At 38.6% G+C, this 15,851-nt stretch carries 14 protein-coding genes and 1 pseudogene; 1 reads left to right on the top strand and 14 read right to left on the bottom strand.

The genetic code is table 11. The annotated features are described in order from the left end of the window. Positions 1–57: 57 nt before the first annotated feature. Entirely contained in the window at positions 58–1,344 is a 1,287-nt protein-coding gene (locus ACVRZ8_RS06045) for a homoserine dehydrogenase (protein ID WP_447448419.1), read from the bottom strand. A 135-nt stretch (positions 1,345–1,479) separates the two neighbouring features. On the opposite strand from ACVRZ8_RS06045, the gene ACVRZ8_RS06040 reads away from it, so the two are divergent. Beyond that, positions 1,480–2,394, top strand: a complete 915-nt coding sequence (locus ACVRZ8_RS06040) for a polysaccharide deacetylase family protein (RefSeq protein WP_447448418.1) — start codon at positions 1,480–1,482, stop codon at positions 2,392–2,394. A gap of 63 nt (positions 2,395–2,457) precedes the next feature. Here ACVRZ8_RS06040 and ACVRZ8_RS06035 read toward each other — a convergent pair whose 3' ends face one another. The 13 genes and pseudogenes from ACVRZ8_RS06035 to ACVRZ8_RS05975 all read right to left on the bottom strand — a co-directional run bounded on the left by ACVRZ8_RS06035 (position 2,458) and on the right by ACVRZ8_RS05975 (position 15,241). Then, a complete protein-coding gene (locus ACVRZ8_RS06035; protein ID WP_447448417.1) occupies positions 2,458–3,342 on the bottom strand; it encodes an SLAC1 family transporter in 885 nt (294 codons plus the stop codon). Between the two features lie 15 nt (positions 3,343–3,357). After that, positions 3,358–4,422 carry an acyl-CoA dehydrogenase family protein gene (locus tag ACVRZ8_RS06030; protein ID WP_447448416.1) on the bottom strand — a complete coding sequence of 355 codons (1,065 nt, stop codon included), beginning with the start codon at positions 4,420–4,422 and terminating at the stop codon, positions 3,358–3,360. Positions 4,423–4,498: 76 nt separating this feature from the next. Beyond that, positions 4,499–5,050 (bottom strand): carboxymuconolactone decarboxylase family protein, encoded by a 552-nt coding sequence (locus ACVRZ8_RS06025; RefSeq protein WP_447448415.1) that lies wholly within the window; start codon positions 5,048–5,050, stop codon positions 4,499–4,501. Positions 5,051–5,282: 232 nt separating this feature from the next. Next, a complete protein-coding gene (locus ACVRZ8_RS06020; RefSeq protein WP_447448414.1) occupies positions 5,283–6,284 on the bottom strand; it encodes a DUF3114 domain-containing protein in 1,002 nt (333 codons plus the stop codon). Positions 6,285–6,723: 439 nt separating this feature from the next. Continuing rightward, a complete protein-coding gene (locus ACVRZ8_RS06015; RefSeq protein WP_447448413.1) occupies positions 6,724–7,143 on the bottom strand; it encodes a hypothetical protein in 420 nt (139 codons plus the stop codon). Next, the gene (locus ACVRZ8_RS06010) at positions 7,140–7,553 is read right to left on the bottom strand and encodes a helix-turn-helix domain-containing protein (RefSeq protein ID WP_003081006.1); all 414 of its coding nucleotides are present in this window, start codon (positions 7,551–7,553) and stop codon (positions 7,140–7,142) included. Before ACVRZ8_RS06010 ends, ACVRZ8_RS06015 begins: the two co-directional genes overlap by 4 nt. A gap of 136 nt (positions 7,554–7,689) precedes the next feature. Continuing rightward, a pseudogene (locus ACVRZ8_RS06005) lies at positions 7,690–7,842 on the bottom strand (His/Gly/Thr/Pro-type tRNA ligase C-terminal domain-containing protein); the annotation flags it as partial. A gap of 69 nt (positions 7,843–7,911) precedes the next feature. After that, positions 7,912–9,240 carry a hypothetical protein gene (locus tag ACVRZ8_RS06000; protein WP_447448469.1) on the bottom strand — a complete coding sequence of 443 codons (1,329 nt, stop codon included), beginning with the start codon at positions 9,238–9,240 and terminating at the stop codon, positions 7,912–7,914. A gap of 780 nt (positions 9,241–10,020) precedes the next feature. Next, positions 10,021–10,950, bottom strand: a complete 930-nt coding sequence (locus ACVRZ8_RS05995) for a 3-oxoacyl-[acyl-carrier-protein] synthase III C-terminal domain-containing protein (RefSeq protein ID WP_447448412.1) — start codon at positions 10,948–10,950, stop codon at positions 10,021–10,023. Positions 10,951–10,959: 9 nt separating this feature from the next. Further along, on the bottom strand, positions 10,960–12,234 hold the full coding sequence (locus ACVRZ8_RS05990; RefSeq protein ID WP_447448468.1) for a F390 synthetase-related protein: 1,275 nt from the start codon (positions 12,232–12,234) through the stop codon (positions 10,960–10,962). Further along, the gene (locus tag ACVRZ8_RS05985) at positions 12,227–13,027 is read right to left on the bottom strand and encodes an MBL fold metallo-hydrolase (protein ID WP_447448411.1); all 801 of its coding nucleotides are present in this window, start codon (positions 13,025–13,027) and stop codon (positions 12,227–12,229) included. Before ACVRZ8_RS05985 ends, ACVRZ8_RS05990 begins: the two co-directional genes overlap by 8 nt. After that, positions 13,005–13,979: an NAD-dependent epimerase/dehydratase family protein gene (locus tag ACVRZ8_RS05980; protein ID WP_447448410.1), complete on the bottom strand. Its 975-nt coding sequence runs from the start codon at positions 13,977–13,979 to the stop codon at positions 13,005–13,007. The genes ACVRZ8_RS05985 and ACVRZ8_RS05980 overlap by 23 nt, the downstream gene beginning before the upstream one ends. After that, positions 13,967–15,241, bottom strand: a complete 1,275-nt coding sequence (locus ACVRZ8_RS05975; protein ID WP_447448409.1) for a nucleotide disphospho-sugar-binding domain-containing protein — start codon at positions 15,239–15,241, stop codon at positions 13,967–13,969. Before ACVRZ8_RS05975 ends, ACVRZ8_RS05980 begins: the two co-directional genes overlap by 13 nt. Between the last annotated feature and the right edge of the window lie 610 nt (positions 15,242–15,851).

The raw sequence follows: 15,851 nt of genomic DNA, 5'->3' as shown, positions 1-15,851 counted from the left end.
AATTGGCTGATACATCTATCAGGCTTAGATAAGATCAAAAGAGGTAGAGTGACAGCTTTAGTCACCCAAGACTTTAAGAATATTTACCACGTCAAAGTCTGACTGAGCTTCTAATTGGGTATTAACAGCTTCCAACTGAGTCTTGCTGAGTTCGTGTGTGATGATGACAACACGCGCACTTGTACCATTAGCCTTTTGCTGGAGTACTTGCTCAAAAGAAACATCTTCAGCATTGAAAATATCTGCTAGGCGGAGAATTTGACCTTTTTTATCAGGAACATTAATAGCAAAGTAATATTTTGCCTTAATGTCTGCTGGGTTGGCCAATCTTGTTTCTAAGGTAAATTCATTGAATGGTTTACCGACATTGCCGTCCTTGATACGGCGAGAAATACGGATAATATCAGCAAGAACAGAGGTCGCTGTAGGTTTTTGACCGGCACCTGGTCCATAATACATGGACTCGCCAATACCAATTGATTCTACAAAGACCGCATTCATGACATCATTAACACTTGCAAGCGGATGCTCTTTTGGTAAGAAGGTCGGTGATACTTCGGCAGAAACACCTGATTCAACTTCGCGAACATCGCCAACCAGTTTAATAACATAGCCCAATTCCTGAGCGACAGCCACATCATCAGGCGTAATCGTAGTGATACCCTTATGCTCAACCGTTTCAAAATCAATCGTCATGCCAAAGCCAAACTGACTGAGAATAACAGCTTTATAAGCCGCATCAATTCCTTCAACATCATTGGTTGGGTCGCTTTCAGCATAGCCAAGTTCTTGAGCAGTTTTTAAAGCATCTTCATAGGTCCAGCCTTCATCAACCATCTTGGTCATCATAAAATTTGACGTTCCATTGAGTACTCCAAGAATACGTGTCACCTTATCTGAAGTCAATGAATTGGCTAAAGTACGTAAAATTGGAATACCGCCAGCAACTGCAGCTTCATAATAAAAAGCCACACCTTTTTCCTGAGCCAGCGCAATGAGCTCCTTACCATGAGTTGCAATCAAATCTTTGTTGGCTGAAACCACGTTTTTACCAGCCTCAAGCGCCTTGGTGATAAAGGTACGAGCAGGTTCAATACGTCCCATCAATTCAACCACGATTTGAATATCGGTGTCGTTTAGAATCTCGTCAACATTTGTGACAAAATGATAGTCATTGCCAGCTGCAATTAGACGATTCTTTTCTTCATCATCTTTGACGAGAACTTTGGCAATTTCAAGTTCATCACGCGAGGCAGCCACAACTTTTTCACTATTTTCTGACAGCAAAAAGGGAATACCGCTTGCTACTGTTCCAAAACCAAGCAAACCAATTTTAATAGACATATCTTCTCCTTAGAAAGTAAACGTTTCTAACATTATATCAAATTTTCATCTGGATATACAGGAAATCGGTAACAATTTCAGCTATTTTTTGTTACAATAGTAACCAATTAGAAATATTTATTGAAGGGGAGTTCTATGAAAGCAAGATCTGTCAAAACTAAGACAAAAAAAAGACGGCTATTGATTAATTTGGTTCTTATTGCAGCCAATATCCTTGTACTTATTTTTCTAGCTCTGCTATTGGGAGGCAAACAAAAATCGGCTGATACGGCTGCCAGCACTTCTGCTAGCAGCAGCTCTGCTATTTCCAGCAGCAAAACTACCGAAAAAAAGAACGGGCAAAAGAAAAAAGACACGTCTTGGACTCACTACGATGAGGAAGTGAAAATTCCTATCCTCATGTATCATGCTGTCCATGATATGGATGCTTCTGAGTCTGCCAATGCTAATCTGATTGTTTCGCCTGAGGTCTTTGAAAGCCATATCAAAGCATTGTCTGAAGCTGGTTATTATTTTCTAACGCCTGAAGAAGCTTATCGAGCTTTGACGGAAAATGCGCTGCCGGCTGAAAAAGTCGTCTGGCTTACCTTTGATGATGGCGATGAAGATTTCTACTCACAGGCCTACCCTATTCTAAAAAAATACAAGGCTAAGGCTACCAATAACATTATCACAGAATTTGTTTCGTCTGGGTCAAAGGCCAATCTAACAATTGAACAAATGCTGGAAATGCAAAAAAACGGTATAAGCTTTGAATCCCATACCGTAAATCATCCTGATTTATCTGCCAGCAGCCAAACAACTCAGGAAGATGAACTCAGCCAGTCCCTCTCTTATTTGGAGAATAATCTAAACACCGAAGTTAATACAATCGCTTATCCATCTGGACGCTACACCGATACTACAACCAGCATTGCCAGTCAGTACTATCAGTTAGGACTTACGACCAATGAAGGAATTGCCAGTGCCAGCAATGGATTGCTAACCCTTAACCGTGTTCGCATTCTGCCAAGTACGACCTCTGATAACCTTTTGTCTACTATTGGATAAGATAAAACTAGTTTGGAAAACCAAACTAGTTTTGTTGTTATCTTATTCATAAAAGGTGTCAGCTTAGCTTTTTCTCCAGAAAAATCGGGCGTATAAAAAGAAGACCAGACTAACAGCTAAGAGCGCCAGCACCATTTCCAAAAGCGACAAAAACGGAAAAACAAAAAGTAATCCCAGCTTCAAAACACCTAATCTCAGAGTCATGGCTGAAATAACAAGCGGAAAAGTGAGCGCTGACCAAAGAGGGGTGAAACCCTGACTAAGAATGCGAATCGCTTGATAAAGTTCCCATAGGTAAATGGCTTGCGCTAAAAACAGAAGAAAGCCAGCAAACCAAACTGACCTACCGCCTAAGTTTAGGTAAGCCGTTAAAAGAAGTGAGGTTGGTGCTGCCAGAATGACCAGAAGCGGTCTTTGTGTTTTTTCCAAAGGATAACGTCTTAGTCTCACTAAAATGACTGGCAGCAAAAGGAGATAAAAAACGAAAGCAACAGACCAAATCAGCCAAGATAAGCCTATTTCTTTATAAGCTACCCCTGATATACTGATCGTTGCAATTCCAATATAAACAATGACCCAGCTAGGAAAAACCAACCGTAAATTCTTTTTGAGGACAAACCGATAACTAAACCAAATCAGATAAAAAATAAAAATCAGGGCAATGATGCTCCAAATTGCTTTGTGAAAAGGAAACACACCGGTCAGTAGCTGAAGTCCCATGAGAAAGGCTGCAAAACTAGAGGCAATTATTGGCGACTGAAATTCCAACCTTGCTTGGGACCAAGTCAAAACAAGCTTCAGAAAAACTAAGAGCAAAACCAAACTTCCCCAAAAATAGCAAAAGAAGGTCAGCGGTATTAAAAACAGTTTAAAGAGATTTCCCAATGCGACTAAGGCAAGTCCCAGACCTGACACAGCAAAAGGAAGCCTGTTTAAAAATGGTATCATAGGCTTCCTCTTTCCTTAACTTGATGCTAAAATATGGCGGAGCTGAACTGCACTTGGAGACACGATAGGCAGAAAAGCTCCTTCGTTCCAACGGCGTGAAAAGCTTGATGTCGAATTTTTAAAGTAGCCTCTGCCACCGCTTGCTTGCAATTCCAGCAGGAGACTATCTGCAACTACATCCACAATGTCAATACGAAGCTGGAAAAGTTCTTTAGGATGCTCAATAAAATAAGCGTAATCTTCTAATCCTTTATAAAGCTCCGTTTTAATACGGTCAAGCCCTGCCCGAGCTGCTTCGTATTCATCTGCTAAAACCGAACGGCTGCTTGATAAAGTGGCTGCTACTTCATTCAAAGAGCGCTGAGCTAGGCCAAAGGCCAAACCAAATTGATAGCCCAAAAAAGCTGGGCGCGTTTGCGCAATAAAATCGGGCGCATTTTCAGAGAGAATCCAATTGTCATCCAAAGGAATATCATCAAAAGTAAGTGCAGCCGTATTGGCTCCCTGAAGAGATATGAACTCTAAATCGTCTGATCGCTTGATACCTGCTGACTGAGGTACCGCTAAAATAACTGGTGCTTTACTCTTATCGGCATATGCCGCAGCAAAAAGCACAGCAAAGTTATCTGAACGAACGTTGGTTATCCAAGGTAAGCGACCTCGTAGATAATGTTTGCCATCTTTTTCGATAATTTTAACATTCAGCTCTTCAATTTTTGATAAAAATTTAACGGCATTTGACAAACCGGTAGCTGCTGCCAGCTGTCCTGTTAAAAGCTCTGGCAGCCAATTGTCACGCAGATAACTGTTGTCAGCTTCCAAGATATTTTCGATAAAAGTACGATGCCCCCAACCGATAAAAGCAGCAACCAGTGAATGCTCCCCTAATTCTGTAAGCGCATCAATCGCTTCGGTGTGACTGCCGCCAGCTCCTCCAAATTCTGTCGGCACACCAATCTTGAAAACACCTTCTGCTGCAATACGCTCCAACAGTTCATCTGCAGCGCCGCCTGATTTCTGGTCAATCGCTTCCGCATTGCTGTCAAGCCAATCTGTAAATTCCTTTGAAAGATAGGTCATAGAGTTCCTCCTGTTTTTTCTGTGAGACTTTTCTTAATTCTTGCCAGCTTCTCTAAACACTTGCAAAGCAAACAAACTATTTTGCGTACTGCTGCAATTCTTCATTGATTGGTGTGTCAGCCATGTTGTTAGCATAGTTACAAAGCGTTGCAAGACTAACTCCCAAAATAACATCAAGAGCATTTTCACGCGTATAGCCTGCTTCAAGGAAATCATTGAAAGCTTCATCACCAACACGGCCCTTAGTATTAATAACAGCAATGGTAAATTTGGCCAAAGTATCCAGCTTTGGATCATCATCAATCGGTGTACTGTTGCGAAGCGCTTCAAGCAGATCTGGTGCCATTTGAATTTGCTTGATTGAAAAGGCGGTGTGTCCAGCTACACAAAAAGCACAGCCATTAGTAACCGCAGCCGTAATCTGAACAACTTCGCGTTCAGTGGGCGTTAAACTGTTGCGACGGTTAATACCGCCAACCGTCCGGTAGGTCTCAAGTGCTGTTGGTGCATTAGCCAAAAGCCCGATTAGATTGGGAATATAACCACCGTTATCTTCCTTAACAGTTTCAAGAACTCCCTTAACCTCTTCTGGCGCAGATTCGATTGTATGAATAGTAAATTTAGACATAGTAAGTACCTCAATTTCTTTTTTGTTATCTTAACATGCCTGTAACAGCTTGCATAATCTATCTTTTTTATGTCCAGTTATAAATTATTTTTATGGCAAATATGAGCATAAAAACTGACAATTCCCATAAAATATGCCTATCTTGATTTCATAACAAAAAGAGCCATCTTATGACAGCTCTCTCTATTTTATTTGGGCAAAAGAACAGACAAAATGACTGAAAAAAAGTAAATTAGCTGGGAAAATTTCGAACCAATTTCCGAAATTCTCTAGCTTCTTTTTTAAGCAGCCGATTTAAGGAACGACCATTTTGAGCATAAAGCCCCTTTGGGGTAAAAAATGATCTTTCAAAATCCTGCGGTGTTCTCCTAAAGAAAAATTTTCTCACCGTATTGGGAGCTCGAAAAGATTTTGCTAATTTTCTTCTGAAGGTGGGATCATGCGGTTTTACAGGAGCTACATCCAGCTGAACATGGCGTTTAAAAGTTCCGTAATTAAAACTGGCTCCATTGATAATGCCATTTTGACGAATTACTTCTGCATCTGCTTCATTCAGAAAATTTCCTTGGCTGTCCAGTATAAATTCCGTATGACGATGCAGCAGTACTTTCAGATTAAGACTGATTTGACCATCTGGATAAATAACCTCATCTGCCTCGTATTTAATCTTCTGATGCAGACGTCCCTTGTCCATCAAGCTGTATCGTTTTCTTTTTAGAAAGATAGCTAGCGCTTCTTTATCCGTCATTCCGTTTTCTTTGAAATGCTTTCTGATATATTGCGCCTGCTGACTGGAAATGACATAACGAAATTGGTGAATGCGTTTGGCAAAATTTGTCTTAGCACTGAGTTCGTCCTTTGGAAAAACCTCTTGAACCAGAAGTGAAAAATCATGCCAAAAAGCATGGTCTGGCGCCAAGTCATTTGAAAAACGACCAACTAATTTTTGATTTTCCTGTAAATCACCCGATAATTCTTCCGGCATAGCAGCCATCTCTAAGACAATCGTTAATAATTCTTGCGGTTTTTTAGCCGCATAAGCAGCCCGCCATAAGAGATGAAAAACCTGAGAGCCTATGCAAAAATCAGATAACTGTAAATCTCTTTTAGCTATTTGCTTTACATCTTCCCTAGTCCATCCTGCACTTTCCCATAAAAGCAGCTGTCTAGCTTGATGATAGCGTTTGTTCAGACCTGTTTGGGAAAATGAATAATTTCCTAAAATTGACCACATAGGCTCCCTCCTTTCAACACCATATTATAACAAAAAAGGCAATAAGACAGAAGCAGATTCTTGATAGCAGTGATTCCATTGTTACTGATTTGGTTTTAACAAGGCATCCTTACAAGTACATAGTCGAACAAGCTTAAATAGCTTAATGGAACTGACTGAAAGGGCTTATTTCTTCTTTATACTCAAAGAAAATCAATCTAGACTAGGCAACGTCTTAAGAAAATCCGCTAACGCTGGATTTTCTACGCCAAGCTCTATGGAGCTGGCTAAAGACCTTACTAGCTCGTTGGTGAAATAATATCGATTTTACCTCCTCGCGTCGCAACGAGCCGCAGACAACTTCAATTATCCAGTGAATAGTTGAAGGCTGAAATGAGACAAACCTAACTTGTATCACTAGAGTAGGCAAGGCGACGTTAACGACGTCTTATTTTGATTTTCAAAGAGTATTCCCCTTCACAAGGCTCCGCAAATACATATAATAGACGCCAAACAATCCTAAAATGAGCAAATCAAAAACGAATTGCCAACCAAAAAGCTGAATACGATTCCTAAAAAGACTGGTCAATAGTATTAGTATGGCATCTGTCCAAAAGGCTAGTCCAGCTAAAATAAAAGCTGATTTCTTTTTGAAAAGATAGAACATCGGAGTCAATATCCCACCCAATAAATTGCTTATCCATAATATCAAAAAGAAGAGAGGATAGTTGGTAAAGTAAGCCTCAATGGCTGGGCTATAATGTTCCGCAAAATAAGCCTGATTGCGCGTTATTACCATGACAAAATCATAGCAGCCAATCAGATTCAGAAAAAACATTAACAAGGTAAAGCCAATCCCAAAAACAGTTATTTTTTTCATTTGAGTATCCCCATTTCTTCAAAAGCTTGAACAAAGAAATCGCTGTCCAATAAGGCTAAGCCTTGATTGATATCCCCCAAAACCATAAGGTTATCGCCCTTTTTGATATCAAATAGTTTCCTTGCCTGTGCAGGAATGACGATTTGTCCTTTTTCACCAACCGTTACTGTTCCAAAGATATATTTACCCTCTTTGGCTTTGCCTGCAAAAGGAGATTCATCTCCGTTAACCAGCTCATCCAAGCTGATACCAAAAATCTCTGCCAAATGGTTTGAAGAGACAATATCCGGTAAGCTTTCCCCCAGTTCCCATTTACTAAGGGTCTGACGAGATACGCCTACCTTTTCAGCTAATTTTTCCTGAGAATAACCTAACTTTTTTCTCAATAGAAGAATCGTTTCACTTATCATACTTTTCCTACCTTTTTTAAATTGATTACATTATAGGGAATTCTTACCCCACTTTCAAGCAAGTTTCGCTGGCAAAATAAGATTTTTTTGTTAAGAATCGTAGCAAAAAAGAAGCCACATGGACTTCTTCTTTTACCTATTCAGCATCAGCTGGTTTTGATTTACGGGCGATATCAGCTAGAATGTTTTCTGTAAATTCTGCGATGCTTTCTGTGTGGGTAGCTTTACTGCCGTAGCGGCGGACGTTGACGGTGCCGTCTGCCATTTCTTTATCCCCAACGATGATTTCTGTTTAACTCCCTTGCAAAGTTACATCATCTTAGTTTGATACACAAATTTTATACAAGCTTCATAGCTGTTAAAATTTCTTCCTTTTATTGATTAAAACTAAACCTAGTGCAGTAATTCCAATAAAAGCAAGGCAAATGATTCTTGTATAAAAGAAAACACCTTCTATATTTTTGCTATTACTTGAGAGAGCATAAGCACTTAAGGCTGACTTGTGATTTTGACTCCAAGAAACAACTATCAAAGTTAAGAGCAAAACAACCTGTTGCATAATAGCTCCCAGTCCGTAAAATTTGGAACGGATAATTCTTCTTTCTAAAAAAGGCAATCGTTCATCTTTTGTGAATTTTTGCAGAACGAAATGATTGCCGCTAGCAATAAAAGTAGAACTTAGCAGAATACCTAGGAGGTAGGTTACAGGTGATAAAAGCAATAGAAAACTTGCCATGCTAGCCAGTAAACAAGTGATGACAAAATAAGATTTACCGACAATCTGTTGAAGTTTCTTTCTTATTGTCATCGAAAGCATTAAGCCTAGGACAAGCATTGCATAAGCAAACCCAACCATGTAAAGTTTATCAATAGCTATGAAATAGATAAGACTATAGATGACTAAAAAATTTCTTGCAGCGCCAAACCATAGGGTAAATAGAGCTTGCAAAGAAAAATGCAAAGATCTAAAGAGGAGACTAACAACAATAAATAAACAGAGAGCAAGCCCAATATATAAAGCATAATCTGTATTTGCTGTCTGTTTTAGCAATCTGGTAAAAAATGAGAAAAGCAGCATACAAATAGCTGGGATAAAATGCCGCCAAGAATCTCTCTTTCTTTCAAAAGGAGCTTGCTGATTAAATCTTGATTCTTGTTCCAGTTGATAGATAAAACTATATGAAATGACCAAAAGTAGCAAAAAGAGAGCAAAGACCAAGGTTATTGAAGTGTGGCGAAAAGATAAAAATAGCAAAATGGTAATCCCTAAAATGAAATAAGCTTTAATCAGTGACCCTTTATATACCCATTCATTTTTTTCTTTTAAAATACTTTTGATTGTCTTAAAAAGCGCATTGTAGTTAGCTAAACCAAGTCCTACTAGAACAGCGCCTATTTCCCAAAATACAAAAGAAAAATCACCAAATAAACAAAGACAAGTTCCCAAAATAGCTAGCAAGATGCTATATCTTAAAACTTTGTATGGATTTTTTAGTCTGCCAAATCCCTGTATAACAAAGACCCCCGCTTTTTCAAATGAGTATAATAAGACAAAAGGAAGTAAAAATTGATAATAACCATAATGTTGATATAAGAGTCCTGCAAAGATAATATTTGGAACGATAACAGCGCCTTCTGCTAAGGCTTCCCCTATTGAGGCTGCTGTATTTTTCATCACTGAATTCAATAACATCACCAACTTTCAAAGTTACAATTATTATAACCGCATTACATGTTCACTGTACAAACCTATGCTATACAATATAGTAGATTTACTCTACATTATACTCTCAAAAACCAAAAAAGAGAGGGACAAAAATCGGTCATTCAAAGAATTCGATTTCTCAGCAAGCCCTAGTTTTTAGTTGCTGACCTGAAACAGTCCACCGGACTGTTTTTGATTTCCGTTCAACTCCCAAGCATAGTCTTTTAGGTTGCTTTTAGTACAAGGTAATTCAGCAAACTTTATGACTGCTAAAGCAGTTCATAAACTAACGGTAGCCACTATAGTGGACTGCCTAACTGCCTTACTAGCTTTGTTGGCGAAAAAGTAATGGCTTTCGCCTCCTTGCGTTACAGCAGTACAGGCCGTATTGTGGAGTACGGCAAAGTGAGCTAACGAAGTAATAAAAGATAAACTAAAAGAGTATAACAGCTCGGTATTACTGGCGGCTGTTTCCCGCCAAGCCCTACGGGATTTGGCTAAAGCTCTTATTAGAAAAAGCAGGGAAAATTATCGTCTCCCTGCTTTTCATCACAATATCTGCTACTTTATTCAACGGATTCTTCTGGACGTGACTTGCGTTCAATATCTTTAAGAATGTTTTCTGTAAATTCTGTGATGCTTTCTGTGTGGGTAGCTTTGCTGCCGTCGGACATCTTTCATTATAAAGTATATAAACTATTTTAACTAATAATCATTTTCACATCTGCAAAACTCTGTAATGTTAATCTGAATAAACGATTATTATAATCTGAGTAATAACAAATTTGTTGTCAAACCAGCAGCAGTTCCCATCAACCCAATCAATTGACCTTCTTTAATAATGTTTTTATCCATAGCATAAGCTAAGGCGAAAGGAATAGAGGCAGAAACCATATTTCCATACTTAGGAACAATATTTAAATATTGCTCCTCTTTGAAGCTTAATTTTTTCATAACAAGCGGTAAAGCTTTACTTGCCTGATGTGGAATAACAAAATCAATGTCTTTGGTTGACAGATTCTGACTTTCCAAGAAGTCAGACAGCATTCTGGGTAATTTTTTAGCTGTTAATCCTAAAATTTTGATTCCCTTCATATCAAATTGATAATCTGATTTTCGTTTTTCACTATATTCATAGGGAGGAAGGGCAGTCAAGCCACCACGAATTTCGGTATCATGAGCTCCTTCTGACCAGGTTTGTTGCTTACTGGCAACAACTCCTTTCTCTTGTTCTGTCGCTTCAAAAATAAAAGCTGCTGCCCCATCGCCGAATAACTCATAGCTTTCTTTTTGATTTGGATTTAAACCTCGTGAACCGATTTCGCTAGATACAACTAACACACGCTGATAACTCCCAGCAGCAATAAAATGCGACACCACATCTAGGGCCGTCACAAAACTAGTACAGGTCGTGTTGATATCCATGGCTGGAATGGAAGTTACTTTAGCCAGTTGTTCATGGATTAAAGCTGCTGTACAAGGGATGGGTTGAATTCCAACAGCAGATGCTGAAACTAAAAGGTCAATATCTTGAATCACAATTCCAGCCTTATCTAAGGCTTTTTGACAGGCTTCAACTGCCAGTTGAAGCTGAGTCTCATCTGCACTTACTCGATAACGTCGCTCACCGCCAAATTCTACATAAGACTTTGGCAATGCCGTTCCATATCCTTTAATTTGTAATTTTCTCATTTTTCTCTCCTATTTTTCAGGCAATTGGCAAATAATTCTGCGTAATTTTTTCCTCTTTTCCAGTTGGTAAGGAATAAATTGAATATGCAATGGTGCCAAATCAAATTCTTTCTCCAATTGATGAAAACTACTTCTAATTTCATCCTCCACCGTTTTATCATGTTCAGTTAGAGCAATCTCTAAAACAGAGCTCTGAGTTTGTTTGACTTGATACTCTCCTATTTTCGATACCATCAACAAGCAACGGCGGATAAAATCAGGGTAAATTAACCATTTCGTCACACCATCTGCACCAAGCAAATGAAAAATATCATCTGAACGTCCTTCGATCTTCTTGATAACCAAACATGCAGAACCACAGGAGCAGCCTTCAGGGTCTATCTGTAAAATATCATTTAACCGATAGCGATAGAAAGGCTGACTACGTCGTTTCAAATCCGTAATAACCGGATAAAATCGCTGGCTATCAAGCCATTCTTTTTCAAAGATTAACCCCTCTTCATTAAGATGCAATTTACCTTTTTGACAAGTTGCTCCTAAAAAACCTTCAGTTGCTTGATATACTTGATGCAAGGGCTGATGAAAAGCCTCTTCAATAAAGCTTCGATCACTATCTTCTAATATTTCTGCAACAGAGATAATCCGCTTAGGAGTGACATGGAGCAAACCTTCTTGAGATAACTGCGCCAGCTGCCTCAGTACCGAAGCTGGTGCAATTAAAATGGTTGGCTGCTGCTGATTCAAGTGATGAATATGCTCAGTAATCTCTTTTTCCATATCATAATAATCCAAGTGTAAAACTGGAGAATTAACTGATTGGTACAAGTTATTATCCGAACGCAGGAAAAAGGCTATACGATGCCCAAATAAATGCCTCTTGGGGAGCATTTTGGCCAGAATAGTTGCTGCCCAAATAGTCTGTTCATAAGGGCTGGTTAAAAAAATACCATAGTGCCCTGAAGTTCCAGATGATAACCCAATCGAAATACCGTGATAAGTGGGAGAAAAATCACGTGTGCGCTCACTTTCTCTTGCCAAGGCTAGCGCTTTATCTTGCGGAACACCTACTGTATTAAGCTCATCAAAGTGCTCCATCATAAATCTTTTATCCATCTGAAACGCTTCATTAAAGCCATGATTAGCAAAATATGGGGAATGTTCTTCCATATATTTTTTATAGTTTTTTAGAAGTATTTGCTGATGATTTTCTATTTTTTGTCGGTTATTCCATTTTTCCAGCCACCTGACGCGAACGAATGTTTTTAAAAACAAGAATTTATTCATGCAAAACCTCTCTGATACGTTCTTGGCGATCATGACTGAAAAGAACTCGTACTCCTTTTTCAATTAAATTCTTCATCAATTTTGCACTAGCAAGATAGGCTTGAAAATCCTGTTGAATCAGTTTTGGTATTCGTTTCATATCTTGAGCTTTATCCAAAAATTCTATGCCCCAAAGTACATCAGCCGCTAGAAAAATATTTTTCTCTGGCATATGAAGTCCCATTTGTCCTCTCGCATGTCCATCTAGGGAATAAAGTATCATACTTCCATCTTCAGCAAAATCATAGCAAGCTTGCTCTTCTAAAACCTCTGACTTCTGGGTCATTTTTAAAATAACCAATCGCTTATCAAAATCATCTGGGAAGTAATCACGGAAAACCAGATCTCTCATACTGGACTTTTGATAAGTCTTGTAACAATCCGCAGTGAGATAGAAAGTCGCTTGTTGAAAAGCCTTCAAACGTCCAATATGATCTGGATGCAGGTGAGATACCAGAACTGTTTTAATAGCATATGCCGGAATACCTATCTGCTGCAGTTGGGCATCAATCGTATCTTGGGCTGTCATTCTAATAGGATTGGGCAGCCTATAGGCGATATTTCTTGGGGTGGGTTTCATAACATCATAACTGTATCCTGTATCATAAAGAATATAACCTAAGTTTTCATGATGAATGAGAAAAACACCAGCTGGAAAAATAATCGTTTTCCTAGGTTGAGATTTAAATAACAAGGAAGCTTGATTTTTGCAGGAACCACAGGCAAAGTAATCAATTTTTTTGACTTTTGACATAGTGATGGATTCCCTCCTCTATTGTCATAATGGGCTTATAGCCTAACTCACTCTTAGCTTTCTGAACAGACAAAGTCTGACTATAAGTAAGTAAATAATAAGTATATTTTGTTAATTTAGGTTCCTTATAAATGTGCAAGAGTTTGTATGTCATTTCAATGGTGTGGGCTGCACAGGCCATGACCCACTTAGGAACTGAGATGTATTTTCCTTGGATAGCCATTTCCTTGAAAAATAAGTCAAGAAGATGTTTAAAGGTCATTGGCTCATCATTGGTAATATTATAGACCTGACCTAAGGCTACTTCTTTGTCCAACATTAATCTAATAGCATAAGCAACATTCTCCACACAAGTCACATCAACCAAATGCTGACCTTGATGTATCAGCGGAATACCAATTTTATCATGAATTCCCAACAATCGAGGAATGATACTAGTATCACCCACACCAAAAAGACCCCGAGGACGAATAATCACATAAGGTACAGACGAACGAATAACCATTTTTTCTGCCATCATCTTACTTTCAATATAGTAGGATAAATGATTTTCAGCAGGCACTTGATTTTCTCTTACTAAATTTTGATTTTCAGCTTTGGCATAAATACTCGGTGAGGAAACAAAGACTAGACGTTCCACTGGGTACTTTTGACATAAATCAAGGACATGTTGTGTACCTAAAACATTAGCTTGATAAAAATCTTGCCATTTCCCCCACACTGTTGACAAGGCACCTGCATGCACCACTTGGTCAATTCCCATTTGGAAGGCTCGCTCAAGCTCCTCTTTTTTAGTGAAATCTCCCTTAACAAAAGTTACTTTTTCTCCTTGAAGTTGCTGACCTACTTTGTCATTACGTCCAAAAGCGATAATGCTATGACCTTGATTTAAACACTCTTGAATAAGATAGCCACCTAAAAATCCTGTTGCTCCTGTGATTAAGATTCGCATTTTTTCATCTCCAAAATTCTATCAATTTCTTCCTTTAAGCGTTCCGAAGGATGGTAATTTTCAAAGGCTTTTTGTAAATCTTGAAGTTCTGACCAATCTTTCCGATGAATCAATTTATCAAATTGACTACAAATCTCGTCTATATCCATCTTATCCGCGACATAAGCAATATTGGCAACCTCTCCACGCACTGCAAAATCAGGTTGATCATAATCATGCGGTAAAATCAAAGCTGGTTTCGCATATTTAACACAGTTATAAAAAATGCCCGCACCCCCATGATGGATAACCATATCCATCAATGGGATATAAGTAGTGTATGGTATATATTGGACTACGGTTACATTCTCTGACAGCTGTACTGCTGCTTCTGACATTTTGCTAGCATTTCCTAGCGTTACAATAAAATGACAATCTGGATGTAAATCTCCCAAACGTAAAGCAATTTTTATTTGATTGTCCCTCCCCCATTCAAGTTGCGTACCACAAGTTAACAAGACATTTTTCTGCTCCTTCCTAAGGAGATCAAAGGAAAAATTTGAGGCTTGTTCAAAAGAAGAACAGACTGGTCCTGCCCAAATAAAATGATTGGGAAATCTTGACTTCAACTCCAATTCTTTCATACCCAGTGCAAGGATAGAGTAGGGAGAATAAATGCTTTCATTTCCCTTTTCATTATACATTTTAAAATGATAACGAGCTATTTTCTTTCTAATCAAAAAAGTAACTAAGCGTTTACTCAAACGGGTCAATTGACGGCCACAGGCATTGCGCCAGCGAATCCAAATGCTTTCTCCATCTCTCCAGCCACCAAAAAAGCAAGGCGGCCCATCTTGACTTTCAATAGCAAACTGTGTTGCCATGCTGGTAATCCAAGGGATATTTAATTGCTGACACACCAATCCTGCTGATAAAGTAATAAAATCAGCCAACACTATATCCGGTTGGTCTGTTGCCCATTCTGCCAGAAAAAAATCAGACACAGCATTAATAATATCAACACTAGCAGAAATTTGACGATAGGCAGATAAAATTGTCAATTGCTTATCATTATTCGCAACCTTTTCAAACTTTTCGACATCATTTTTCAAAAAAGTACGTACTTCAAAACCTGCCTGCCGAGCTATTTCTGCTTTTTGTGGTCCCGTAAATAGGCGGACTTGATAGCGATTATCTTCAAGGAGCGGTTTTGCCAAGTCCATAATAGGATAGAGGTGACCACTTAAAGGCACAGCAACTACATCAACTTTTATCCGCTTCATTGTAAACTATTATCTCCATTTTTGTACTTTAATTATAAACAACTGACTTTGTACATTATATTTCTATTTTGTTTATTATAGCACATTTCTATATTCTATAGAAAAAGGTTCCCTACTATAGGGAACCTTAAAGTGATTTCAGCATCAGCTGGCTTTGATTTCCGTTCAACTCCCAAGCATAGTCTTTTAGGTTGCTTTTAGTACAAGGTAATTCAGCAAACTTTATGACTGCTAAAACAGTTCATAAACTAACGGTAGCCACTATAGTGGACTGCCTAGCTGCCTTACTAGCTTTGTTGGCGAAAAAGTAATGGTTTTCGCCTCCTTGCGTTGTAGCAGTACAGGCCGTATTGGAGTACGGCAAAGTGAACTAACGAAGTAATAAAAGATAAACTAAAAGAGTATAACAGCTCGCTATTACTGGCGGCTGTTCCCCGCCAAGCCCTATGGGATAATGGCTAAAGCTCTTATTAGAGAAAAAGCGGCTCTATAATATCTGTAGTGGGTAAATCTCATTCAGATATTATAGGGCTTTTTGGGTGTATACACAAAAAGTCCCATATGACTTATAATGAAAAGCGATCAAACTATCATTAGAAAGACTCATATG

It is taken from the genome of Streptococcus dentiloxodontae (assembly GCF_053206925.1).
This window is presented reverse-complemented; position numbering and strand designations above follow the sequence as displayed.

What these genes read in the sequence shown, in the direction of transcription:
- ACVRZ8_RS06030 (WP_447448416.1), bottom strand. Translation starts at nt 4,422, where the DNA reads ATGACCTATCTTTCAAAGGAATTTACAGATTGGCTTGACAGCAATGCG.
- ACVRZ8_RS05980 (WP_447448410.1), bottom strand. Translation starts at nt 13,979, where the DNA reads ATGCGAATCTTAATCACAGGAGCAACAGGATTTTTAGGTGGCTATCTT.
- ACVRZ8_RS06020 (WP_447448414.1), bottom strand. Translation starts at nt 6,284, where the DNA reads ATGTGGTCAATTTTAGGAAATTATTCATTTTCCCAAACAGGTCTGAAC.
- ACVRZ8_RS05995 (WP_447448412.1), bottom strand. Translation starts at nt 10,950, where the DNA reads ATGAGAAAATTACAAATTAAAGGATATGGAACGGCATTGCCAAAGTCT.
- ACVRZ8_RS06025 (WP_447448415.1), bottom strand. Translation starts at nt 5,050, where the DNA reads ATGTCTAAATTTACTATTCATACAATCGAATCTGCGCCAGAAGAGGTT.
- ACVRZ8_RS06040 (WP_447448418.1), top strand. Translation starts at nt 1,480, where the DNA reads ATGAAAGCAAGATCTGTCAAAACTAAGACAAAAAAAAGACGGCTATTG.
- ACVRZ8_RS05990 (WP_447448468.1), bottom strand. Translation starts at nt 12,234, where the DNA reads ATGAATAAATTCTTGTTTTTAAAAACATTCGTTCGCGTCAGGTGGCTG.
- ACVRZ8_RS05975 (WP_447448409.1), bottom strand. Translation starts at nt 15,241, where the DNA reads ATGAAGCGGATAAAAGTTGATGTAGTTGCTGTGCCTTTAAGTGGTCAC.
- ACVRZ8_RS06010 (WP_003081006.1), bottom strand. Translation starts at nt 7,553, where the DNA reads ATGATAAGTGAAACGATTCTTCTATTGAGAAAAAAGTTAGGTTATTCT.
- ACVRZ8_RS06035 (WP_447448417.1), bottom strand. Translation starts at nt 3,342, where the DNA reads ATGATACCATTTTTAAACAGGCTTCCTTTTGCTGTGTCAGGTCTGGGA.
- ACVRZ8_RS05985 (WP_447448411.1), bottom strand. Translation starts at nt 13,027, where the DNA reads ATGTCAAAAGTCAAAAAAATTGATTACTTTGCCTGTGGTTCCTGCAAA.
- ACVRZ8_RS06045 (WP_447448419.1), bottom strand. Translation starts at nt 1,344, where the DNA reads ATGTCTATTAAAATTGGTTTGCTTGGTTTTGGAACAGTAGCAAGCGGT.
- ACVRZ8_RS06015 (WP_447448413.1), bottom strand. Translation starts at nt 7,143, where the DNA reads ATGAAAAAAATAACTGTTTTTGGGATTGGCTTTACCTTGTTAATGTTT.